This is a genomic window from Paenibacillus silviterrae (genome assembly GCF_030167925.1).
GTDB classification, from domain to species: Bacteria; Bacillota; Bacilli; order Paenibacillales; family NBRC-103111; genus Paenibacillus_G; species Paenibacillus_G silviterrae.
In genome coordinates, this window is record NZ_JASKUT010000002.1 from 1023323 (window position 1) to 1048922 (window position 25600).

General features: G+C 47.4%; 16 protein-coding genes. 3 read left to right on the top strand and 13 right to left on the bottom strand.

Annotation, left to right across the window (positions count from 1 at the left end; all coding sequences use genetic code 11):
• Positions 1–200: 200 nt before the first annotated feature.
• From QMO62_RS27790 to QMO62_RS27805, 4 genes are all read right to left on the bottom strand, one after another.
• Complete coding sequence (locus QMO62_RS27790) at positions 201–2159, bottom strand: right-handed parallel beta-helix repeat-containing protein (protein ID WP_284645747.1); 1959 nt, start codon at positions 2157–2159, stop codon at positions 201–203.
• Positions 2160–2256: 97 nt separating this feature from the next.
• On the bottom strand, positions 2257–2394 hold the full coding sequence (locus QMO62_RS27795; RefSeq protein WP_284645748.1) for a hypothetical protein: 138 nt from the start codon (positions 2392–2394) through the stop codon (positions 2257–2259).
• Between the two features lie 317 nt (positions 2395–2711).
• The gene (locus tag QMO62_RS27800; RefSeq protein ID WP_284645749.1) at positions 2712–8828 is read right to left on the bottom strand and encodes a pectinesterase family protein; all 6117 of its coding nucleotides are present in this window, start codon (positions 8826–8828) and stop codon (positions 2712–2714) included.
• A gap of 84 nt (positions 8829–8912) precedes the next feature.
• Positions 8913–9725, bottom strand: a complete 813-nt coding sequence (locus QMO62_RS27805) for a MerR family transcriptional regulator (RefSeq protein WP_284645750.1) — start codon at positions 9723–9725, stop codon at positions 8913–8915.
• Positions 9726–9928: 203 nt separating this feature from the next.
• On the opposite strand from QMO62_RS27805, the gene QMO62_RS27810 reads away from it, so the two are divergent.
• Positions 9929–12253: an AraC family transcriptional regulator gene (locus QMO62_RS27810; protein WP_284645751.1), complete on the top strand. Its 2325-nt coding sequence runs from the start codon at positions 9929–9931 to the stop codon at positions 12251–12253.
• A 55-nt stretch (positions 12254–12308) separates the two neighbouring features.
• Here the strand turns inward: QMO62_RS27810 and QMO62_RS27815 are convergent, their stop codons facing one another.
• From QMO62_RS27815 to QMO62_RS27845, 7 genes are all read right to left on the bottom strand, one after another.
• On the bottom strand, positions 12309–13730 hold the full coding sequence (locus tag QMO62_RS27815; RefSeq protein ID WP_284645752.1) for an extracellular solute-binding protein: 1422 nt from the start codon (positions 13728–13730) through the stop codon (positions 12309–12311).
• A gap of 201 nt (positions 13731–13931) precedes the next feature.
• A complete protein-coding gene (locus tag QMO62_RS27820) occupies positions 13932–15434 on the bottom strand; it encodes an extracellular solute-binding protein (RefSeq protein WP_284645753.1) in 1503 nt (500 codons plus the stop codon).
• A 408-nt stretch (positions 15435–15842) separates the two neighbouring features.
• Positions 15843–16769, bottom strand: a complete 927-nt coding sequence (locus QMO62_RS27825) for a TauD/TfdA dioxygenase family protein (RefSeq protein ID WP_284645754.1) — start codon at positions 16767–16769, stop codon at positions 15843–15845.
• 30 nt (positions 16770–16799) lie between these two features.
• On the bottom strand, positions 16800–18350 hold the full coding sequence (locus tag QMO62_RS27830; RefSeq protein ID WP_284645755.1) for an extracellular solute-binding protein: 1551 nt from the start codon (positions 18348–18350) through the stop codon (positions 16800–16802).
• A 39-nt stretch (positions 18351–18389) separates the two neighbouring features.
• Positions 18390–19256 (bottom strand): carbohydrate ABC transporter permease, encoded by an 867-nt coding sequence (locus QMO62_RS27835; protein ID WP_284645756.1) that lies wholly within the window; start codon positions 19254–19256, stop codon positions 18390–18392.
• Between the two features lie 15 nt (positions 19257–19271).
• On the bottom strand, positions 19272–20234 hold the full coding sequence (locus QMO62_RS27840) for an ABC transporter permease (protein WP_284645757.1): 963 nt from the start codon (positions 20232–20234) through the stop codon (positions 19272–19274).
• Between the two features lie 136 nt (positions 20235–20370).
• Positions 20371–21288, bottom strand: a complete 918-nt coding sequence (locus QMO62_RS27845; protein ID WP_284645758.1) for a TauD/TfdA dioxygenase family protein — start codon at positions 21286–21288, stop codon at positions 20371–20373.
• 438 nt (positions 21289–21726) lie between these two features.
• Between QMO62_RS27845 and QMO62_RS27850 the strand changes: the two genes are divergently transcribed.
• Together QMO62_RS27850 and QMO62_RS27855 are read left to right on the top strand one after the other, a co-directional pair.
• Positions 21727–22707, top strand: a complete 981-nt coding sequence (locus tag QMO62_RS27850; RefSeq protein WP_284645759.1) for a hypothetical protein — start codon at positions 21727–21729, stop codon at positions 22705–22707.
• A 173-nt stretch (positions 22708–22880) separates the two neighbouring features.
• Positions 22881–24107, top strand: a complete 1227-nt coding sequence (locus QMO62_RS27855; RefSeq protein WP_284645760.1) for a multidrug effflux MFS transporter — start codon at positions 22881–22883, stop codon at positions 24105–24107.
• Between the two features lie 100 nt (positions 24108–24207).
• Here the strand turns inward: QMO62_RS27855 and QMO62_RS27860 are convergent, their stop codons facing one another.
• Positions 24208–24600: a VOC family protein gene (locus tag QMO62_RS27860; RefSeq protein WP_284645761.1), complete on the bottom strand. Its 393-nt coding sequence runs from the start codon at positions 24598–24600 to the stop codon at positions 24208–24210.
• A 185-nt stretch (positions 24601–24785) separates the two neighbouring features.
• On the bottom strand, positions 24786–25406 hold the full coding sequence (locus tag QMO62_RS27865; RefSeq protein WP_284645762.1) for an NAD(P)-dependent oxidoreductase: 621 nt from the start codon (positions 25404–25406) through the stop codon (positions 24786–24788).
• Positions 25407–25600: the final 194 nt, after the last annotated feature.

Consider the following 25600-nt stretch of genomic DNA (forward strand, 5'->3'; position numbering starts at 1 on the left):
CACTACGCCGTACAGTTTCTTCTGGTTGGATTTGTATGGTCGGCCTGTATGAATATGCCGCATTTGTCCTTAGAGAGCCGAGGGATTAGCCAGACCGTACCAACTATGCAAGCTACACAGCCCCGCAGATGCGGGGCTTCTTATGCTGGTTTCCTTGCCGGCTGAAGATCATCGGTGTTTGTGGATAGCGTACTTTTGGTTTACGGCTGGATGCCCGCAACGTTCTGCGTATCGTTCCAGGCGCTCCAGGGCAGGTCAACAAACCCGAGCGGATAAGCAGGAGAGCCGGATTGCAGACGGTAATCCCCTCCGCTGTAGTTGACAAATAACGGATCGGAAATGACGGAATTCGTATCCTTGCCGCTGACCTTCGGCACATTGTACAAATTATTATAATCCGTCGTGTAGGTGCCGCCGTTGAAATAATCCAGATATTTGGGCCATGATGCTGTTTTAGAATAAATGATGTTTTTCTCAATGCTATTGTTGGAAGAAATCCTCTGGTTCGTTCCCCATTCCAACCGCACAAACTTGTCTTTACCGTCCTCGTGGCCAAGGCCTTTCCAGATGGTATTGCCAATAATGGCCACATTGTTGCGGATTACATTGTTGTCCCCCGCATGGACGAATACGGCTGCCCGGCTTTGGTCCTTGATAAAGTTACCCTGCACCGTCACGCCGCTCGTCTCGTCATCCAGATAGATGCCGTCCGAGCCATATGGATACTGGAAGATCGGCGTCGTCCAATTGGGCCGGAGCCCACCCGTATCCTCAATGTAGTTGTACTGGATCTTCGAATTGGTATTGGCCGCTCCCCTGCCCAGCATCTCAATGGCTCCGGTATCCGACGTATCCCGATTCGTATGCAGCACTTTGTTATATTCGATCGTGTTATTGGTATTGTCGGTTGCCGCATCCCACTGCTTAATTGAGATGCCGTAGCGGGCCGTATACTCGATACGGTTGTTGTTGATCCGGTTGTTGTGGACGCCATAACCCCAAATGCCCGCCCCCATCTTCTTGACAAGGCCGATATGGTGGATATAGTTCCAATTGATGGCGTTACGGTCGGAGTCATAGGCGATTTCGACCCCGCTATTGCCGGTTTGGGCGATTTCATTGTGGTTGATGGTATTGTCGCTCGATCCGATTAGCTTGAACCCTATACCTACGTTGATTAGCCGGTTGTTGTAGAAGCCGTTGAAGCTCGCCCCGTTCTTCAGCTCAATGGCCGGGAGCGAATAAGGCGTGTCAGAGAGTGTCAGCCGCTCGATCGTGACGTTATTGGCTCCGTCCAAAGACAGGATTGTGCGTCTCGGAACCACGGCCCCCTTGGACAACAGCGTCGATGCATTGGCGGGCTTGATGACGAGCCTGCTGTCCGATACCCGGTAGGCGAATTCGCCGGCTTCGTCGATGAAAGCCGGGTTGTTCAACAGCCGGTACGTACCGTTGGTCCCGACGGCGTACTTGGCATTGCTGGCCAGATTCATCGTCCGGTTCGCTTCGTCGATAGAGACAACACGCAGAAGATCGTTCTGCATCCGGGTCACAGCGTAGGTTTCCACCTGCAGATTGGAAACAAAATCGCCAGCCGTCACCTCTCCTGCCTTAAAGACGACCTTGTTCAAGGCCGTATTGGCATCCGCAAAATAGTGCCCATACGTATACGGGTTGGCCGCATCGTACAGCTTCTTCTCCGCGACGCGCTGCCGATGGCCGTCCACGGTCAGCTCCAAGTCGCTGGGCGTAGCAAGGGGAGCCGAATATAGACCCCCTGCCTCTGCAGTGAAGCCGGTCACCACTTGGCCGCCGCTCAAGACCGGGGTCTCCCCGTTATATGCCGTGAATTTGATGCCATTGTCGCTGGCATTCAGAACGAGCGTGGACGCCATGTAGTAGCTGCCGCCGCGCACATACGTGGTTTTGATGGTGCTGGTGCGCATCACATCGCGCGCTTTACCAAGGGTCTTAAACGGGCCGTCCGTGCCGGTGCTGTTGGGGGCGGCAAGCGTGCCAGACCAGAGATCATTGCCGTTAGTGGCTACATAATAGGCGGACGCGGCTTCCGTCTTCGCCGGGTTCAGACCATTAAATCCGGCAAAAGCCACAATGGCCGTAAGCAGCCATTTGACACAAATTCCGATTGTACGTTTCATTCATTCATCTCCTCTTCTTGGGTTTGGTTCAGGCTCCAATCTTACACGGAACAATATCCGCATAAACCGTACACAATTCACCTCCCACGGAAAAATCCTATGTACCGGCAATCAACCCCATGGCCGGCCAGAACTGGCAAACCGCTTCCGTCACGCCTTCGGCATCTCCTCTTTGCCACCAGATGCCGAGGACGTAAGCAATCAGCCCACCGTCTTCATAGTAATGGAAGCGCATTCATTTTTTACAGTACGAAATTATACGATTTGTTTGCTTTGTGTTATTAATTTATGGTATTTGTATACTTTTCCCTCGCCAAAGCCGTACCGCGCTTTATGGAAAGGATTCATGAGGTCGGATGGCTTTCGCTTGCCCATAATTTGCATATGGTGATCACGAAGCAAAAAAGACAAATAGCCGGACAAGGATGAACCCTGTCCGGCCATTTTCCACGAAATACATTGTGATTTTGCGCTCCAAACGATCCCTTACTATCTAAGGCACTTGCGCATGGTTTCGAATCTCTATGGTGTTAAGCTTCAACGCCAGGACGATCACCGTTTGTTCACGGGTAATGTTGGCCTTTGGCTAGGAGCTTCCTTCCTGCTACCCGGGACATCGCCGGCAGAATTTCTGCCAGGATTATTATCCCGGTTGTCGTGGTCGGTTTTTACCGTTACGGTTGGGCCGATGGTACTCCAATTCCCAGCTGCATCCGCAGCTTTCACCGCATAAGTATATTCGGTGTCCTTAACCAAACCGGTGACATTGAAGGTGGTCACATTGCCAAGAGAAGCTATTTCCGTGTACGTAGCGCCTGTCACCGTATAAATTTTGTAGCCGGTCACTCCGACATTGTCGGATGCACCTGTCCAGGTTAAGGTCAATCCGGTTTTCGTTACATTGGACGCAACTAACGTTCCATTGGTCCACACAGGAGCTGTTGTATCCGGTGTCGGATTTGTAGTTCCGGATGTCACTTCTACACCGTCAACAACCAATTTGATGTCGCTAAAGGTTATATCCGCGTTACGTGCGACAAACATACCTACGTATACGTAATCCGAATCGATGCTTGTGAGTTTAAAATCAAACCCTCCGGTTATAGCTGCTTCATTTCCAAATTTAACTGCATAACCGTCTGAATTGCTTGTAATAGAAAGATCTACGGTATCTCCTGCAGAAATTGGGTTTGCAGCGGTTCCACCTTGGGTAAGTACGCCACTCTTTCTAGCGAAACCGTTCCAGTATCCTCCTGTTGCTGCCTTTGTGAGCTTTAAAGGTGCTGCTGCGACATAATCCCCCATAGTCGAGTTTATATAAGAATCGATATACATTTCGTCCCTGGCCATCAGACCAAAGGATACTTGATCATTGAGATCAAAGCGATTTATTTTAGCTTTTGCTGTTAGAGCAAATGTACTGTTAGCAGGTACTTTATAATAATACATGGCAAATCCATCCGTACCGCTGGCTATTTTCCCTTTATTATTTGCCACTGCAATATGCATGTTTCCATTGCTGTCTGTTTCCAGGGTGTGATTTGCAGTGCTTGGATTACCGCCAACATCGCCGAATACAGTCCCTTTCCATATACCATGATCACTCCACAAGGTACTTTGCGGCAATTCACCGCTATATGGCGGTTCTTGGTAGTTAGGATTTGAAACTAACGTATCTGCTTTCGTTGGCGCTGCGGCATGGATCACATGCTCTGCAAGTCCGCTTACACCTAATTCTTTGATTGCCTTTGTTACAAGGTATGCATTATATTTACCGCCCCAGATATTGGTGTGTGTATTATCCACACTTGACGGCTTCGATGATGTCCATGCATGCAGATATAGAGTTTCACTCGAGCCTAATTGGTCATATAAATTTTTGGTCAATGCAGTCATATCAACTACCGGGATATTCAACGCTGTTCCCAAATCCCTAATGGCCTGCGGGTAATCTCCGCCTGCAAAATCCCCGGTCGTTGCTGTAATATGAAGATTGGAATGACTCCACACCCCTGTGTCGGTCCTTCTAACGATAGGAGTAGTAAGTATTACTTGAGTTCCCGCCGCCTGAGCCGGTTTGATATAGTTTTCATATAATGAATTCGCAAATGAACCTTGATCCAAATAAGTTCCGTTCGGATTTGTATACCTTTCCGCTTCTGTTTTTTCATCATTATGGCCAAACCCGATGAGTAAATAATCTCCGTTTTTCATTCCGCTGAGCAAGGTCCGATACTCCGGATCGACGGTATAGCTCTTGGAGCTTCTTCCTGACAAGGCAAGATTTTGTATGGTGAAGGAGCCATCCAGATAATTTCCAATCTGAGTACCCCATCCATACCTTGGATAATAGTAATTATCCGCAAAAGAGCTTACGGTCGAATCCCCGACTATCCAAATCGTTGAAGCAGGAGTATCTTTTGCTGTAACGGTCAACTTTATTGTAACTCCTGCGGCAAAGCCATCTACTGTTCCGTGAACGTCCATCGTTCCCACCTTTGTAGTGTCAACCGCATCCCAGGTGACACCTACATCCTTTTGTGTTCCATCACTGTATACTGCTGTTACCGTTTGTGGAAGCGTAATCGTTCCGCCTTGTGTAACTGTCTTATCTGCAGGTTGTACGATTGAAGTTATGATGGGCTGCTGCGATGCGGCAGAAAGACCATCAATAAGGGCCTGCGTCTCACCGGTCCAATACGTATTTAGCTGATTTGTATAAACGCCGCCTGCATCAGGGGTAAATACACTTACTTTACTGCGTGAATCCACTTCAAATTGTACGCTATTCTTACTGTCTACGCCACCTACTCTCACAGGTGGGATAACATAGTTAGAGATGTTAAATCCAAGGCCTTTTATTTCTTTAGCAATGAAGCCGCCGTTATAAAAACCTCCGATTTTATTATTATGAGTTGAATCTGCAGGAACCATGATGGCCTTTGCTGAAGGGGAGCTTCCATTATTTGCTGCAGGATCATTCTTGTATGCCTTCTCAAAGGAAGCTTTGGTTAACTCAAACATATCAATAACTTGAACTCCCTGCTCCTCACCTAACTGTTCAACAGCTCTTACATAAGCATTATTGGAAGTTGTAATCGTTCCTGTTGTGGCATCCGTAGCATCATGATGAGGTCTTATTGTGCCATCCGCGATAAAATACTGTCTTGCAACGGGAGTAACTAAAACAGGTGTTGCCCCCGCATTTCTTGCTACATCAATATACTGCTGTAGATACCACTTAAAGGTACCGCTTGTATATGGATAATATTCTGCGCCGTACTGTGCTGCAAGAGTTGCCGGAGTTGGTTGTTTCACGCCCGGATTTGAAGGATAAATGCCATTTGCATCCGGTTCTCCCATAGAAACGAATCTCTCTAAGAGATATCCTTGTTGATTTGCCGAATCATTATGTCCAAACTGAATCAGCATATAGTCGCCTGTTTTAATAGTATTAGCAATTTTATTAAGGCTTCCCTCATTGATAAAGCTTCTGGAGCTTCTGCCTCCGTTGGCATAGTTGACAATATTCACTTTATCCGAATTGAAATAGCTCTGTAAATATTCCCCCCAGCCTCCGGTATCTGATGTCGGACCGTAAGTCTTAACCGTTGAATCGCCTGCGATATAAATATTTACACGCTGGCCATCCGGAATTTCATTTCCCCCGCCGCCCGATGACCCAGCTCTAACCAGATTGTCAAGCTGAATAGACATCGGCGTGCCCTTTAAACCGTTTACGGTTTCCGGTGTAACAACAGCCTTGATATAATAGCCCACATCGGTGCTTGTCATTTTGTAGGTTTTGGAAATATACGCTGTTGTTGCATGGATCAACGTCTCCGTACCATCCGGACTTACCCGGTACCATTGAAGTAATGAACTGTCGTTAAAGTTATCACTAGAATTACTAAATTCATAACCTAAGCTAATGGTATTTCCGGTGTAAGGGATATTGATATCATCATCTGTTGTAAAGAATGGAGCAATCTTAAATGTTGGAGCAATACCACTGTCAGCTGTATAAAATGACGGCGTCCAACCTCCAAAGTAATCGGTTATATGGATTTCAGCAGCTTGTGAATCAGTCAACACGGGTGCTCTTCTTTGGGATGTATCTACTGCAGAATCATTATAAGTCGTATTGTATTCTGCAAAATGAGCATTCTCAGGCGGGCCGCTCATATCCGTCCAGCCTCTGGGGTCAATGATGGAACCGCTCTGAAGCTTGGTATTTAGAAAGGTTACTCTTGCGCCTGCACCCCAGGGTCTCCCGAAGAAACCTGAAGCCTGCATAAGTTTACCGCCGGCGGTCACTGCACTGTTCCTAAATAGATATCCATAGGATGCCGTATCCCTTGCCGCTGTGATATAACCGCCTACAGCCTTGTCACTGTATCCGGCGAAATTCAATGTAACATTATCAAATACTACATTTCCATCGCCAAATATATAGTCCGTGTTACCTTCTATAAAAGAGTTCTTAAAATAACTGCTATTCGTACCGCTGCCGCCGGTGTAAAGTGTGTCCTGGCTTCCAAGGAAGCTGCAATTCACGAACTCTGCACGGTTTCCCTCGATAATGATTGCTGCGGCTCTTTCTGTAGCTGTTTTCGAAGTAACATCAGTAAAAGCCTTTCTGTCTACATTAATCGTACTTGCGGATGGTATATTGGCAAGCTCCACACCATCTGCTATTTCCTCATCCGTCATGTATTTATTGAAGGAATTTTCAAATATTATGTTTTGAGCCTTGAAGTCGGTAGCTGTACTTGTGAGATATACGGTTCCTCCCCATTTACTGACAATATTTTTGGAATACTTATCGAATGCATTCTCTGCGTTATAGAAACCATCGGCTCCAGCGCTGTAATATTTATAACCGATTCCGTAATACCACGTAATTTTAACCTGTGTGCTCGGATCGCTGGTTGGATTTGGATTCGCATTTACAAGTGTAATATAGGGAGTTTTGATGATAAGCTGTGCCCTGTATACACCCGGTGCGATATGAATGGTGATTCTATGAGCTTCATCTGTCGGGTTCATTCGGGCTGCTGCTGCAAGAGCATCTTTTACAGTACCGAAATTGTTCGTCTTCGAGCTGTCTCCAACATACAGATCCGAAACCCAGGCAAGAGGCTCTGGAGCCGTGTTGTTAACAAACAGAATATCCTTTGTGGTATCCTGCCCATTCATAACTATGTGGGAGCTTGTGCTATAATTTTCGGAACTAACGGCTGAAACGCTATACGCACCGTCTCTGAGACTTACCGTATATCCTCCGTTTGAAACGGTCCCAGCGTAAGCGTATCCATCATCTACATTTGTAAATGTAATACTTGAAATTTGAGCTGTAGAGGATAATCCCTGGAATAAACCTGTCGCAGTATGTACTGCCTTTTTAGCAACGGTAATATCTTGAACGGTGTCAACGCTTACATTAATGCTGCCGCCATCCACGATTTCATAATCGTTGACACCTGAAATAACGGCTGTATACGGTACTCCATCCTGAACATCAGCTGCAAATGTCATAGCATTAGTATTTACTGCAGCTGTAACCGGTGAAGTGAGGCTTCCTGCTGGAGGAGTAAATTTAATTAGTAATTTACTTACATCATAACTGCCGTCGAAGCCCTTAATATTACCACTTATGTTGACCAGCTTGTTTGCCACAACATCAAAGCTGACACTTTTTCCTGCCGATATATCAGAAATGGATGTACTTACAACCTTGGTTTCATCGGAAATTCTGTAACTGGTTATATCTTTAAGCGTTGCAATATAATCATAGCCGGCGGCAAGTACAGCGTTAAAGGTATTGTCTGCATTCACATTTACGGTTGTCATACCGCCTGTTTTCTGATTAGTAAAATGAAGAGCATAACCTGGAGAAATATCACTGCCGTTTACATTCACCGTGCCACTTACCTTGACTCCAGGTGTTCTAACGACTCTTTGGAAATAAGGCTTTCCGCCTGCACCGGCCGTAACATAAATTTGATAGGAGCCGGAATATTGGGCTGTGAATTCAACCTTTTGTGCAGATGTAGTAAAAGCAGCTGTACTAACCTGAACTTGTAAAACATCCGGCTTTACTGTTACGGTTGTACCGCTTACACTGATTGCCGCGTGAACCATGTGAATGGTTTCATCCCCATTGCTTGTTCCGCCATAAACCGTAATTTTATCTCCTGCCATAACATTATCAACGGTCAAAAATCTTCTTCCGGTACCTCCCGTACCATTGGCGTAATAAGCTCCGTTTGCGTTATATCCATCATCATAGCTATGCTTTTGAGTTCCCCAGAACCCGTAGGAATTTACACCAACGGTAGTACCATCTGACTCATAATAGTATGACCTATCGCTTGTAACCGGATTGGCTATCATTACATCTCCAAATGCAGTGGTTACAAACGTACCGGATTTTATCGTCGTTTTACTGTTAAGAACTTCCGCTGTAATATGATTGTTGTATAAATCTCCCGAGGTTTGGATTCCTCCAAAATCCCAAATGTCAATTTTCCGGTCGTTAGATGTTTCACTGGCAAATACACCAACGTTGTTAAAGGTTAAGGTGAAAAGCATGATGAAAGTCAGTAATTTGCTAATCGCTTTCCTTGACTTCATTTGAGAGCTAATTTGCGGCTTTTCCTTCAGCACGTGTCAGTTCTCCCTTCAATTTATTGTGTGTCCCTTGCGAATGTTATTATAAAGGTTGACACGATGTCATAGTCAATAAAGCGTTTACACTTCTGTTATGGGAACACCAATTAAAACGTACTGCATTTCCTGGCCATCTTCTATCACATTGGCAATGATAATTCCAATAATGTCCCCATTCATTTTCAAGTTATGGTCCTTCATATACTTAGTAGGTTCTTTCAGCAAATCATCTTTTACGTTTCTTTCCTTATTTACCGGGAATTTAGCGACACTAATGAGGGATTTCCGTTGTTCATATCTTTCCGTATATTCATTCTCTTTTATTTGATATCTATCCAAATGGGCCGTTTTCATAGCCCAACCCGCATTTAGAACGATACAGTCTTTTTCTACATCTTCTTGTCTAATCAGATACATTTGCACGACTTCCGGCGACGAGTATAAATAATCCTGGATGGCTGTTATTCTTTGGGGTTCCGTTAATATTTTATCCCCGCTTTGATAAAGTACATAGGAAAGAGCATTGCAATCCCTTATGTAGCATAGTTGTTTCATTTCATCAGCTTTTTTCATGAGAACCAAATCATCTTTAAGTCTATGTCTTAAATTTGTTAAATAGCTAATTTGCTCGTCAAATTCCTTCATTCGCTTCTCGTATTCAGAGATTAAGCCTGCCATATCGCTGTTCTTCATATTTCCTATTTCGATATGTGTAAAACCATACTTCCGTAATAGTCTGACATTCATAAATGTCGATAGGTCATCTTCATTGTAGTATCGATAATTGCTGTTTTCAGATCTTTTGGACCTGATATAGCCCATCTTTTCATATCTTCTAATTGTATTTGTTGTAACGTTAAGCAGAGTGGCTAATTCACTAATCTTGTATTTCATAAACAGCCCCCCATCACGATTTCAATTATCTTACGTTGCTTCCTATTATATCCTCATTAGTTACAGCATGAAATACTTCCGCTCATGTGCCATGGAGAACACCGCGTTTATCATATAAGCCAAGTATGAGTTGCTTTTATAATCCATTGAAATTTATAATATCGATAGACCCAGAGTAAACTTGAGTAGGAGGCCAAGCCGGCATGCGTACTGCCTTATTACAGCGAATGAAGCTATGGTTCTCTTCCAATGATTATGCGAAGCTCGCTGCTCTGTGCTTTGCGTTAGTTTCTCTTCCCCTTATTACCTTAGGTCTCTTTTCATATTTCAAATCGGCAGGAATGCTAGAGAGCAACGTAAGCCGGGAAAAGGTGCTGCACATTGCCCAAATCCAATCCAATATAGAACAAATGCTGAAGACAATCGAGCTTTCCGCTACGCACTTCTTGAGCTCCCAGTCCTTGAAATCAGCCTACTATGAACCTTTATCCCCCATCCAATTCGAAAAATATAATGAGATAAAATCAGAGTTGAGCCATCTCCAGACGATGGACAACAAAATTACCGATATAGCAATGTACAGCGGTGAGGGCAATTGGGTGATTAATAACAGCGGTCTTTATCGGCTGGACTCGTATCCGGGGGCGTCTATGCTGCTTCGTATAGCCGAGCAATCGAATGCGACCGAGTGGAAGGTCATTTCCGGTGGAAGCGACAACCGGCTTGGATGCGCCGCTAATACTGTTCATTTGGTTAAGAAGCTGCCTTTAACGGCATATGAACAAACTGGATTATTCCTTGTTACGGTCCCGTCCTGCAATCTACTGGATACTCTCTCGTTTGACCGCGCCACCGAATCGGTATTGATTCTTGATAACACGAATCAGGTATTCGCAGGCGAAGGCCAGCTGTCCGACGCGCTCAGAGCTCAAGTCGCACAAGCCATTATATCGCAGTCGAGGCAACCGTTTACAGGTCAGCTTACGGTGACCATAGACCGTGTGAACTACGCGATCACGTATCGCAAATCCAGCTATAACGGCTGGACCTACGTATCAGCCGTTCCCCTCAATCACTTGCTGAAGCAGACCCGGGAAATTGGCTGGTTCACTGTAACTCTTTGCTTGTTGCTCTTAGCCTTCTTTATTTTCTTATCGTGGAGATGGTCCAAAAAGCTGTATCTCCCTATTGTGAACCTGTATAACCTCTTGGCAAAGCAAACCAATGAAACCAGGCAAGCTAAGGGGGAGCTTCACTACATTGGTGATCAGCTGCAGAGGCTGCTGCACACCAAAACGGAGCTGGAAAGCAAGCTTTACGGGCATATGGAGCAATCCAAAACACTGTTTATGGTTCGCTTGCTGCAAGGTCATCTAAAGGAAGTGGAAATCTTAAGAAGCCTGACGTCTTTAAGGATGGAACAACCGGCTCCGTCCTATTTCGCCGTTGTTGCCGTTAGGATCCGCGCCTTGGAGAAGGCGGGTTACGAGGCGAAGGACCACGATCTCCTCCTGTTTGCCATCAACAATATTGTAGGAGAGCTTATCCCGTCAGAGAAAAGACTGCACCCTATTGTTTTAGCAGATACCCAGGTATCACTGATCTTCAGCGATCATTCGGAGAAGGAAGCTTTCATGAGTGAACTGAGCGCTTTCGCTGCGCTTATTTCCAAGACAGTTCTTGAATACTTAAGGCTCGAGGTTAGTATCGGCATTAGCAGTCCCGGGGCTGAATGGAAGGACGCACACCGGGTGTATCAAGAGGGAATGGAAGCGTTAAGCTTCGGAAGCCGTCTTAATGAAGGGCATGTTACGTATTTTGACGACCTGGGTGAGGATCACGCCCTTCACTATTCCTTCCCGCACTTAATAGAAGCTGAATTGTTCGATGCCATTAAGCGATTGGATCAAGAGTCCGTAAAAGAAAACCTTCAATTGCTGATAGAAGATGCCTTCCCTCCGAACAGTAACCTTTCCGCACCTTATCCTTTTGTGCTGAACCGGCTTTTGATCGACCTGCTCGGACTTATGCAGAGCTTGGGGATTCGTTCGGAGCCGACCGGGGACGAGCATCATTCGATGTTTGACAGGCTGTTTGAGCTGAGATCTGCCGAAGAGGCCGAGGGCTGGTTCCGTACAACATTGATAGATCCGTTGATGATGCAGATCCAAGACCGAACGGAATCGAGACACCAGCTGATCACGAAACATATGGTAGTAATGATACAAGAAGAGTTCGAAACGGATTTATCGATCGAAACCTGCGCAGAGCGTCTGCATTACAATGCAAACTACTTAAATTCGATATTTCGCAAGGAGATGGGTCTGCCCTTTGGGGCTTATTTGGCCCAATACCGGCATCAGATGGCCAAGGTGTGGCTGGCCGAAACGACGATGTCCGTCAAGGAAATCTCGGAACGGCTGCGCTATAATAATTCCCAAAATTTCATCCGCTCCTTCCGCAAGACGGAGGGGATCACTCCCGGCAAATATAAAGAGTCCCTAGGTACGGAGCAAAGTAACGAATGATCCCTAAAGCACCGCCCTCTTCGGAGGAGCAGGTGCTTTAGAATGATTTGCTCAGCTACATCTTCAAAACTGATTTGCCATACTCACCGGTCAGCTCTTCCGTCATGCGGTCTCCGCCAAGCTTGCGCCACTTCTCCACTTCCTTCCGGAAGCCCTCTTCATCGATCAGCCCGAGAATATAACGGTAAGTAGCGTCAGTGACGATTTTCTGGAGCTCCGTGCCCTTTTCCGCCTGAGTAGGGGATATGAGCCCCGCCGTAGGGTCATACACAGCTATGCTCTGGTTATCCAAGATAAGCCTGTCCACTTTAGCCTGCAACGCGTCGGTCTGCTTCCACTCCCAATAACGGAAGTTGATAGGCCTTAGCACATTCATATAAGGATTTAGCTCCTTCTCCCTTAACGCTCTCGTCTCTTCATGCAGCTCTACAGCTCTCTGGCCTGCCCGTTTATAATGTCGATCCTCCACACCATAGGTGACAAGGTTATATACCTCCTCCGTCAACAAACGATCGAAGAACGCAAGCAGCTCGCGAAGCTCGGTTTCGCTCTTTACGCTTGATTTAGGAAAGAGATAAAGCCCCCCAAGTCCCGTCGATGCCCATATCCGATCACCTTTAGGCCCGCGAATGCGGTTCAGCACCTCCACCTCTGCTTTCGGATTGTACTTCTTTAACTTATCTCGCGTCGTCGGAGCGAACAAATTGCCGATCATGATTCCCCCTTGACCTTGATAAAACATCTCTTCCTGCTGGGACTTGCTTGTCACGGAGAAATCCGGGTTTATCAATCCATCTACATAAAGGCGTCTCATGAATTTCATGGTATCCAAATACTCTTGGGTCATGAACTCCGGTATCAGCTTGCCGTCCGACACCCCCCACCCGTTCGGTGTACCGAAATAGGAGGAGAGGTTCTTAAATGCGCCATAGATCAAATCGTTTCGATCCACCAGACCGTAGGTATCCTGCTTTCCGTTCCCGTCAGGGTCGTTCTTAGTAAAGGCTGTCATGACTTGGTACAATTCATCGATGGTCCGCGGCTCCTGCAGCCCAAGCTTATCAAGCCAATCCTTCCTGTATTGTATTCCCTGGCGTGATACCTCCAGCTCCCAATACAGCCCGTACACTTTGCCGAAGTAAGCGCCGTTTTGCAGAAGCTCCGGCTTCAAATATTTCATTAGATTTGGATAATCCCGTAAGTAGGGAGCGATTTCCCAGAATACCCCGGAACGAATCGCGTTGACAACAGAGGTTGATTTCAAATCGGTTGCCATGACCTGTACGATCTTAGGCAGCGTCCCCGTTACAATAGCGGCATTCAATCGGTCCGAGTAAACATTGCCTGGAACCCATGTAAAATCCAGTTCCGTATTCGTCTTCTCCTCCAGCAGCTTCTCCACGAGCTCTTCCGGAGGGCTGCTTCCATACAATATGGCCATCATAGTGATGTTGGGGATTTGACGTTGTTCCTTCACAGCGTTTAATTCTCCGCCGCCGTTTGAAGAGCAGCCTGTGACGGCAAGTAAGACGCATGCAGCTGTGAGGAGGGCCCTTCGCCTTATCGTTCCGCGGGTAAGCATAAGCACCTTCACCTCCGCTGATGGTTGTTTCAGTATATTATAACAAAATTGAAAGCAGACAGAAGGAATGAATTCCCCTCCGTCTGCTTCTATAGCTTATTTTTTCGTTGTGACCGCCTTTAGCGCAGCATTATATTCCTCCATCATTTTTGCTCCGCCTTGCTCCTGCCATTTCTTTACCGCCGCTTGGAAGCCTGCCTCATCAATACTGCCCAACATATATTTGTAGCTTGCATCCTTGATGATCTCCTGCAGCTGCGCGCCCTTCTCGATGAATGTCTTTGACTCCAAAGGTGCGGTCGGATCGTTAATGGCAAACTTCGTAGCCTCCGATGTAAGCTGGTCCGCCTTCTCCGCAACCGGCAAGCTGTACACCTTTGGTTTAATATTGGTAATCCTGGCCAGAGTTAATCCCATATAGCCTTGAACGTCCTTCTCTAGAAGCTTGGCATCCGTGACCGGCTGCACTTTACCGTCCTTCATGTTATAGTGCGTGCCTTCTACTCCGTAAAACATCAGGTTCGCAATTTCGGGATCAAACAGCTTATCACAGAAGGCGAGGATGTGTTTCAACTCAGCCTCGTTCTTCACAGAGGACTTAGGGAACAGAATGACGGTGCCATAGCCCGGTACAGCCCAAACCCCAGGCTTGCCGTTCGGTCCCGCAATGCCGTTAACGACATCATACTGAGCTTCTTTATTCGCTTGCTGCGTCTTGGTTTGCATGGTTTGAACATCCGGCATGGAACCGATGTAGACTGCCGATTTTCCATTGTACATCATACCCTGCTGATCCGCTTTACTCGTTACCGGGAAATCCTGGTTAATGAGCCCTTCCTTGTGAAGACGTTTCACAAAGTTCATCGTATCCACGTACTCTTTGGTCATAAACTCAGGTACCAGCTGCCCATTAACGATACCCCAATTATTCGGCGTGCCAAACCAGGAGCTTAACGTTTTGAAGGAGCCGTAGATGAGATCGTTTCGATCAGCCAATGGAATGGCTACACCGGATTCTTTAAACTTCTTGAGCATGTTATAGATGTCATCCGTTGTTTTCGGAGGCGTAATGCCGAGTTTGTCCGCTACATCCTTCCGATAAATAATCCCTTGCCGTGTGAGCGGCACCTCCTGATATAAAGAGTAAATCTTACCCTCAACGGCGGTATTCTTCAATACATCGGGGTTCAGCTTGCTCAGGTTCGGATAATCCTTCAAATATGGACCGATTTCCCAGAATTGCTGACCTTTTATTGCATCCTTCACATGGGTAAAAGAGGCCTGGTTGCCAAGAAACGAAATTTGAGGCAATGTGCCCGTCGCAAGCGAGGCTTGAAACTTCTCATCATAAGCGCCGCTCGGTACGAACTGAATATCCAGCTGAGTATTGGTCTTTTGTTCAAGAAGCTTCTCCAGCGTGTCCGAGGGAACCTCCGGTGTATGCAGCACTGCCATCATGCTAATCTTTACGGGTTGGTTGGCTGCGCCTCCTTCTTTGACTGCAGAGGGAGCTTTGTCACCGTTTCCGCAGCCCGCTGCGAACATGATTGAAGCTAATGTGATTCCGCCGATACTTTTCCATCTCTGATTTCTTTTCATTGCTTTGACCTCCATTGAATTCGTTTAATTCGGATGCGCAAGCCTTTCTTATTTGTCTGAGAAAGCGGCTCGTCTTGCATCCCCTGCCTTTAACTCGGTTCCACATTCACATTCTACAAGCAGCCCACGCTTGGAGGATATAATCATGTTCGCAGAACGCGTATCGATGAAACCGCCGGAGATAATCAGCAATGCAGATTTGGGATGTACGGTTTTGATTGCTATGGATATTTTATAGTCATTTCCCCCGCCATAAATGAAGATAACCTTTATCTTATGAAATGATTATCCACTTACCATGATAAATGAACAGCCTCAGAGAACAATGAAAAAAACGACCAGCCGAAACCTTGACTGGTCGTTAAAGCAGATGACGACTTGTTGGCCGTCGGTATCCCTATTAGTAGTTCACCAAGGTCTGTCACCTACAATAGCTACACGTTCCGCTACCCTGCCGTTCGGGAAATAATCCGATGCCGCGTAATGCTGTGTCGCTCTGTTGTCCCAGAAGGCAATGGAGTTAGGCTCCCAGTGAAACCGTACCTGAAATTCCGGCAGCTGAGAATGCCGGAACAGATAGCCTAGCAGCGATTCGCTATCCTCCGGCTCCAGGCCGACAATCCGTACCGTAAAATTCGGATTGACGTACAGTGTCTTTCTGCCCGTTTCCGGATGGGTACGAACGACCGGATGCTCCGCAGCGGGGAATTCAGCCTGACGCTGCTCCAACTCCTCAGTGGACAGCCTGACTCCGAAGACGTGGGTGAAATCATGAATGGCCGTTAAGCCGTCGATTCGCTGCTTCACATCGTCCGGAAGGTTATCATAAGCGGCGGCCATGTCCGCCCACAAAGTATCGCCGCCCAAAGGGGGAACCTCCTTCACTCGGAGAATCGCACCAAGGGCAGGCGTAAGCCTCCAGCTTACATCTGAGTGCCAATTGTTCTCATGGCCCGCTGTTTTGTCATTTTTGGCGAACCGCACGACATCCTCCGAATTGCCTTGCGGCAGGAAAGGATGGGTTTCCAGCTCACCCCACAGACGGGCAAAGTCCCTCTGCTGTTCACTTGTAATATCCTGATTCCGGAAAAAGATCACCTTCCATTCCAGCAAAGCTCGGTTTAGCTCGTGTTGAAGCTTCGGCGATACAGGCTGTCGCAGGTCAACGCCTTCAATTTCGGCGCCGATCAGCGGCCCTAAAGGCTTTACACGAAACAGCGTGTACGGCTTCTCATCCGCTCCTTCCGGCAGGCGCCGAATAATACGGGGTCCCCCCTTCAGTCCTCGATCCGGAATGCGCAGCGGACGTTCGTGATTGGTAACGGTTTCTGTCATAGAGCATTCTCCTTTTTCATCTGAATTTATTTATTTTTTAGTGCCTTGTTTCTTGTATTCGTCGCTGATTTCTTTCAGGATCTTGTCACCGCCGGCTTGACGCCACTTTTGGCCGAGCTCGGCAATTCCCTTGTCAACGTCAAGCTTGCCGTTTAGCAGGTTTACAAAGTACTGGTTATATACTTCGTTCACCGCTTTGCCGAATTCAATCTCCGCCTCGGTCTTCTTGGTTACCAGATTCGGTACGAAATATTGGGAGGCTACCTTGACCGAATCGAATGCGCGCTCAATTCTGGGCTCCGTTTGCGGCAAGTAATTTTCGTCAATCGGCCAGGTGACGTTACCCCAAGCGAGCGGATGAGCCCAGCCGTTCCCGGCGAAGCCGTCCTTTTCCCGTTCCGCCTCAATGTAGTTGATTTTGTCTCCTTGCTTGGTGTAATGAACGCCTTCGATTCCTAATTGCAGAAGATTGCGGCCTTCTTTGGATAACAGGAAATCGATAAATTGGGCCGCCTTTTGCGGATTCTTCGACTTCTTGGTGACACCCGTAAAAAGGGCTGATTTCGAACGGGTGGCCATTCCTTGTTTGCCGTCCGGTCCGGCAGGAGGCGGCGCATAGCCGAGCTTTCCTTGCGGATTGACCTGCTGTAGGCTGCCTTCAATACGGCTTACGTGCCTGAACAAGGGTCCGTCCATGATGCCGGCTTTGCCTTGGAAAAACTTCTGTTCCTTGGCCGGACGGTCATAAACGATAAACTCGGGATCAATCAGCTTCTCCTCGTACCATTTTCTAAGCTCCTGAATTCCTTTTTTGAAGGACGGATGCTCGAAGCGCGGAATCACTTCCCCCTTTTCGTTCAGAGCATAGTCGGCATAGGGCAGACCATGTGCGTACAGAACAAAATCGAATGCCGTCAACAGGTCTCCGGCATTAGGCTTATTGGTGATATAACCGAAGGTGTCAGCCTTGCCGTTTCCGTCCGGGTCTTTTTCCACAATGGCCTTCAGCGTGCTGTGAAACTCCTCCAACGTTTTGGGATGCGCAAGTCCCAGCTTATCGAGCCAATCCTGCCGGAACTGTACGGTGTAGTTGGATTTCTCCGCTCCGCTGACGAACGGATAGCCGTAATATTTCCCATCCACCGCCGTCCATTGCAGGCCATTGTCCAACTTGGCTTTCAACGCCGGCGTATCCTTCAGGTAGTCGTTCAGAGGAAGAAGAATGCCTTCCTTGATCCACTGGGATACCGAGGCCGAAGGGTACTGGGTGGTTACGACATCCGGAAGATCGCCGCTGGCAATCGCTACGTTGATTTTGTCATATGAAAATTCCGGTACGATTTTGACCGTCAGCTTGATGTTCAGCCTCTTGTTAATCTCCGCAATGATGCGGTCATTAGGTACCAGCGGCTTCGCCCCTTGATCCCCGGTCGTCAGATACACAAGCTCATACGGCTCATTCGGGCCGGCCGTCGTCGTTGACGCCTGGTTCTGATTCGAGCATCCGGCTGCGATGACCAAGACGGCTGTTCCTAAGCCGATCATTCGATTTCTCTGTTTCGAAAACTGCGATTTCTTCATGTTTCTTCCTCCATACCGGGTTATATATTTTTGAATGAACTACTCCTTGACCCCGCCGATTAAAACACCGTTCACGAAATATTTCTGGAAAAAGGGATAGATCAGCATGACCGGAATCGTCGCCGCCATGACCGTAGCCATCTTGATCGACGGCCCCAGCAGAAACAAGCTGTCTCCACCGCCGGAGTACGAGGACTCGTTCTCGAACAGCATGCTCCGCAAGAACAGCTGAAGCGGCCAAAGATCCTTATCGCTGATGAAAAAGATGGCATTGAAAAACTCATTCCAACGGGAGACCGCATAAAACAGCGTAATGGTGGAAATCGCCGGCATGGATAAGGGAATGACGATTTTGAAAAGAACTCCTAAATCATTGCAGCCGTCAATCCGCGCCGCGTCGATCAGACCGTCAGGCATGGAGTGGAAAAAATTTCTCATAATGATCAGGTTATACGTGTTCAATGCACTTGGAATGATTAACGCCCAAACGGAATTCATCATTCCCAGGCTTTTCACGATAAGGTATGTCGGGATGATACCTCCGCTGAACATCGTCGTAAAAACAAGGAGAAACATGATGACGCGATGCCCCTTCAAGTCAGGCCTGGACAGAGCATAGGCTGCCATCACCGTCAGAACCATATTGAGTGCCGTACCCACGACGGTAACGAACAGAGTCACCCCGTACGATGTCCACAGCTCCTTCATGGAAAATAGGTAGGCATAGGCCTCGAGAGTTATCGACTTGGGATAAAGATGAATGCTGGCACGAAGATACTCTTCAAGCGAAATGACCGATACGACCAAGGTGTCCCAAAAGGGATAGACCGTGACAACGGCCACTATCGCTAGAAACACGATGTTGAACGAATCGAAAAACCTTCCTGCCGCACTGGTGCGGTTCATGGTCTTACCTCCTTGTCAGTAAACACCTTGTTCTCCCAGCATTCTCGCGAGCTTATTGGCAAGCACAAGCAGGGCAAAATTGATAAAGGATTTGAACAACCCTACCGCTGCCGCAATGCTGAATCTTCCTTCGGTTAAGCCGATGCGGTATACATAGGTGTCGATAATATCCGAGACGCTGTACACGCCGGGATGGTAAAGCACGAAGATTTGCTCGAAACCGGCCTCCATAATTCCGCCCAGCCGTAGAATGAGTACGAGTACAACCGTGCTCCGGATCATCGGTATCGTCAAATGAATCAGACGCTGCCAGCGATTCGCCCCATCGATGACCGCCGCTTCGTAAAGCTGGGGGTTGATCCCCGCCAGAGCCGCCATATAAATAATGGTGTTCCACCCGAACTCCTTCCAGATCATCGAAAATATGAGCGTGCTGCGAAAATACGATTCATCGCTTAGAAAGCCTATCGGCTCGATCCCGGCTGCCTTCAAGAGGTTGTTGACCATTCCGTTGTCCGTAGACAGCAAATTGATCAAAATTCCCCCCAGAATAACCCAGGAGATGAAATGCGGCAGGTAGATCACCGTTTGAACCGTTTGCTTGAACAGCTTTGCCCGAACTTCATTTAACAGGAGGGCAGCGATAAACGGTGCGGGAAACCCGAAGGTAAGCCGGTATAGGGAAATGATGATCGTATTACGAATGACCTGCCAAAACTTATCCTGTGTAAACAAATACTCAAAATGTTTGAAGCCGGCCCAATTGCTTCCAAGGATGCCCTTCGTTATACTGAAATCCTTAAAGGCAATGACCGCTCCGTACATGGGAATATAATGAAAAATCAAATAGTAGAGCAGCGCCGGTGCCAGCATCAAATACAGATATCGATTGAACCAAACGTATTGCAAAAGCTTATGTCTGCTGCGGACCGTCTTGCCCGGCAAGGGCCTGATTTTCACTGCAAGCTCGTGACTCACGATCTGTTTCTCAACTCCCTTGGTGTTCTTGATTCGGTAAAAAAAAGACACAACATCCCTACGGAATGCTGTGTCTCCGGTAATCCGGTCAACGATGAGAACGAAGTATGGATAAAGGCATGTATCCTTTGATGGTTTACGCCGATTCCTCTTGCCGTGAGCCCGGCACTCTTGTTACGCTTTTCCGTCCGTCGATGCTGACCGGGACATCGCCGGCTACGGTAACACGGCGCACTACCCGATGTTGATTGCCATAATCATTGATTGCATAATGCTGGGTTGCCCGGTTATCCCAAATCACGACATCGCCTGCAGTCCAGCGCCAGCGCACCGTGTTTTCCAATTTGGTTACGTGACTTTGCAGCACCGTGAACAGATGTGCGGAATCTTGTGAGGGAAAGCCAAGAAATTTCTTCACAAAATGACCGAGAACGAGAGTTCTTTCTCCTGTTTCCGGATGCACTCTGACTACGGGATGCTCGGTTTCATAAACCGTCGAGGCAAATACCTCTTTATGCCGTTTGAGTTCTTCAGGTGTCGCTGACTTCCGCCCTGACGCATAGTCGTAGTCGTTTGTGTGCACTGCCCATAAATGATTGGCAAGCACCTTCAGTTGTTCGGGCAATTCCTCATAAGCCGCCGCCGTGTTTGCCCATACAGTATCTCCCCCGCTTTCCGGAACAACGACGGCCCGCAGAATGGAAGCCTTCGGATAGTCTGCGACGAAGGTAACATCCGTATGCCAGGAGTCCGCACGGCCGCCGTGGTTGGAATCAAGCTCCAACAGGTAGCCGGTGCCCTGCCTGATTGGAACAGTTGGGTGCGCCACCGGTTCCCCGAACAAGCTTGCTAACGCTTCTTGCTGCGCATCATCCAAATGATTCTGCCCGCGAAAGAATAACACCTTGTACTTCAGAAGCGCCTTGTTTAGCTCTTCCACTACATCGGCGCCGAGATTCGCCGATAAACGAACACCTGTGACGATCGCCCCGATCTTTCCGGCAGCCGGCTGGAACCGAAGTCCGCTTTTGTTTTCCTTTACAATTTCGCTCATGTTTTTTCCTCCCTAATGGATAAGTATTGCAAATGGCTGTATCTCGCATGATACCTTGTCGGGCCCCCAACGAAAAAAGGAGACGCAACACTTAGTTAAAAGTGCGGTCTCCGGTTGTCCGGTAGATAATATATAATTCCGATATGTTTACTGCACTTTGATAATAACATGTAGGCAGTTACCCGTCAACCACCTTTTTCCAATGATTTTATGACACCTGGGTGGGTTAAAGTGCAATTCCCTATCTTTTTATTATGAGCAAATGTCCATACTTGAGCAGATGATTCTAAAAATTACTTCGTGGAATATAATTACATCGATATCAAACAGACCGACATTTTATTCAAAACGGTCGATTCTGGAAGCTAATAGAGAGCAAAGGAAAGGAGGAATCAGACGCAATAAAAGCAAAAAATGATTTACTGGGAGGTTTTATTGATGATGAAGCGCATGCTTACTAGTACGGTTAAAAAGACTTCGAGATCCGGCAGACGTTTAGTTCTTTCTTTTGTCCTCCTTCTCAGCATAGTGATTATGATACCCGTCTCAGCCAGTGCGGCATATTACAACACCTACTCCACCGTAGCAACGCTGGGCAATGCGAATGATTGTTTCGTCGCACAGGGATTTGCCGTCGGGTCTACCTACACTTATTCCGTAAAAATCAACAATGATGAAACCAAGGCTGTCATTTACCGCACCAATATGAACGACGGAACCACTGTACTCATGACAAACGGCGATAACGGGACTACCTACGCCACCTACCTTGGTCATGCCAACGATGTGGTGCTCAGTACAATCAACGGGGAATATTACATGTTTGTGGTCACCATGAATAAAGGCAGTATGAGTCTCGTGAAACTAAAATATGTTGGGGCTACCTATTACAAGGTTGGTAATTACACAATTCAATACAATAGTGCAGACGCGTCCATGTCGGGTGTAAAAATTACCAGCAAAGACGCCAACAACATCAACTTCCTTTTTAAATCCGGTAAAAACTTTTACAAGGGCTCGCTTCCACTGACTGCAAACAGCGGTACCATAAATGTAACCAGCGCCTTTAGCATAAATATTGAGGATGCGCTGGTAAATGGCAATACCGTATCTAACATTACATCATTTGCGTTCCAGGGCTTCGGTTATTACAACAATTCGATATATGTACCGATGACCTATGAAAACGTCAGTATTGTACTTGTTTATCGTAATGTATCTTCTGCCACGGGCACAATTTATGCAGATAACAACCTGTCATTCCGCATTACATCTTCTACCTATTCGGATCTTTTTGAGATCGAGAGCGTAGGTATCGCCAACGGGGATAAACTTTGGTTCAACACCAATCGTAGAACAGCACCGGGTGATACCGCTAACGACGGTGTGCATTATTTCAACAATTACAGTGCCTCCTAGATAACAAAAGAAACCGTTTCTATTACGTGAAGTTATCTCCTATCCATTCAAACTCCATGTCATATTTTTTTCACCAAAACTGTTGTCAAAACGAGTACAGTTATGATATGGTGTAACAAATACAAAGAGAAGAATTCCGGATATGGAATGAAGAATTAGGAGAAACTTATTTGATGACTAACAAGAACAGCCAAACAGCTGTTAGACTAGCTCTGCTGCTTGGTTTATTTTCGACACTTGGGCCTTTTACCATCGATATGTATTTGCCCGCTTTTCCTCAAATTGTTGAGCGTTTCGGTACGACAGCTTCCCTCGTCCAGCTCAGCCTGACCGCCTGTTTACTGGGACTTGGCATCGGTCAATTGGTCATGGGTTCGCTTAGCGACGTCTACGGCAGGCGCAAGCCGCTGCTCATTTCCATGGTAATCTATATTGTGGCAGCTTTAGCTTGCGCAATCTCACCGAATATTTGGCTGCTGATTCTATCGCGGCTCGTTCAGGGGTTTGTTGCGTCGGCGGGTATCGTCATCTCCCGTGCGATTGCTCGCGATTTGTTTAGCGGTCACGAGCTTACCAAGTTTTTCTCGCTTCTTTTGCTTGTCGGAAATTTGGGTCCGCTTGTGGCGCCCGTTACCGGAAGCGGTGTTCTGGCGCTCACAAGCTGGGTCGGCGTATTTATCGCTTTGGCGCTGCTGGGAGCTTACCTCCTTGCCATGACCAAATGGAATCTCCAAGAGACACTGCCTGTCGAGCGGCGCAGTCCCAGCAATTTCACTCAGCAATTGCGAAACTATGGAACACTTTTGCGTGATCGCTCATTTACGGGCTATATGCTCGCGCAGGGGATCATGATCGCGGGGGTATTCGCATACGTTTCCGGTACTCCTTTTATTTATCAAAATATTTACGGAGTTTCCCCTACAGTATTTGCCCTGTTGTTCGGATCCAATGGCATCTCCTTGATTATCGGCTCGCAATTGGTCGGTCGAATGGCTCACCGTGTGTCGGAACAGACCTTCCTCTTGTTCGGTTTAGGGCTTGCCGGCGCAGCCAGTATCGCCGTTTTATTGGTTGCGATGCTTCACGGACCGCTCTACGCACTCGTCATTCCGCTCGGTTTCTTCGTAGCGGCCATCGGTATTACATCCACGGCAGCTTTCCCTCTTGCGATGGAGAGCCAGGGCCATATGGCCGGCAGTGCGGCAGCACTGATGGGAGTTATCCCCTTTTTGCTTGGTGCGGTCGTTTCCCCGCTAGTCGGCATTGCCGGGGAAAGCACGGCTGTTCCACTCGGTGTCATTATTTTGACAACAAGCGCAGCAGCGATGCTGTCCTACTTCCTTTTAGTAAAACGAGGTTCGATGAAAGAAACAAGTGGAGCAACTATGAAACATGGATAAATAAATCGAAGCGGCCAGACACTGATAGCGAGGTGTATGGCTGCTTTTTTATATTGTAGTGCACTTCCACCAGCTATCGGACGCAGGAGCCTATAAAGCTTCAGGGAAGGTTCACTTGCCAGGAAACGCCGAACCTATCCACAACCCAACCGAATTTTTTACTAAATCCATAATTGCCTAGCGGCATCAAAACCTTGCCTCCTACTGGCAAATCGCCATATAACGTATCCATTTCGTCTTCCGTATCGCAAGTCACGAAGATTGAGAACGAAGGTGTGAAGGTAAAAGCATGTTTAACATGACTGTCAATGCACATGAATTCTTGTCCTTTTAAAGTAAAGGTTGCTTGCATGACACTCCCTTCTGTACCTGGTCCTTCTGGTCCATAACGGATAATGCTTGTCACGGATGAATCCTCGATCAGCGAAACGTAGTAATTCATGGCTTCTTCGGCGTTACCTTCAAACATGAGAAACGATGCGACTTTCTTCATATCCTACAGCACCTCCTAGTTGGGTCCGGTTACTACAGTACCAATATGCTGCTGAACTGCCAGTTTGCCATCATTGCTCTGCCGGGCACCACATTGGATGAAAAAGGTCGTTCGACTATGATGCCTATCTTAGTATTGCCTTTTTTTGGTGTGCTATGTGATTACTATCAAAGCTCTAGATTGTTCTAATAAGCGATGCCAACCCTGGTGCGGTGATATTCTGCGCTGTTGATTTGGCGGTAGGCGAACTCTGCCGTATCTGCGACCGATATCGAAGTTCCACCTTCCGGTAAATAATCGCGTTCAACGCGATAAGTTCCAAGCCTATCTCCATTGGGCAAGTAAGTAGGACATACGATCGTCCAATCCAGCTCCGAATGTTGGAGCAGTTCATAGACACGACGATGCTCTTCTGCTGCAAATGTGCTTCTCCGGAGGGATTCCGATGACTGATAGCGATACAGATCCGGATTCGTTCGGCTTCGCAGAATGCCGGCTGTACCGACGGAGACGATCCGCCGTATCCCCTGCTGGTTCATCTCTCTTATGACTACATTCATCGATTCCGACAGAGTTGTTGTCCCGTCCGTTCCCAGAGAGCTGAACACTGCATCGGCACCTTGCATGGCAATTCGTATATCATCCTTGTTTATTGCATTACCTTGGATAAGAGTCATCCTTCCGCCGGTAACCGCCATCTTATTCGGTTGGCGCACTAATGCAACGACTTCATGCCCACCCCGAAGAGCATCGGCGACGATCCGGCTGCCGACGCGGCCAGAGGCGCCCAGAATCAACAGCTTCATTGTGTGTACGACCTCCAACACTCACGACTATTCATTATTTAGTTATTGTATCACAGAATCGTTCCCGAAGGGGACGCAGTAAAGAGAGGCATCACGTGGTTCTCCGGCACTTTCAAATTCCGAAGCCTGTTGCCACTCACTCAACCAAGCTACCATTCATTTTCGCATCGGAAGGGCCTTCGCTTCTCTAATTA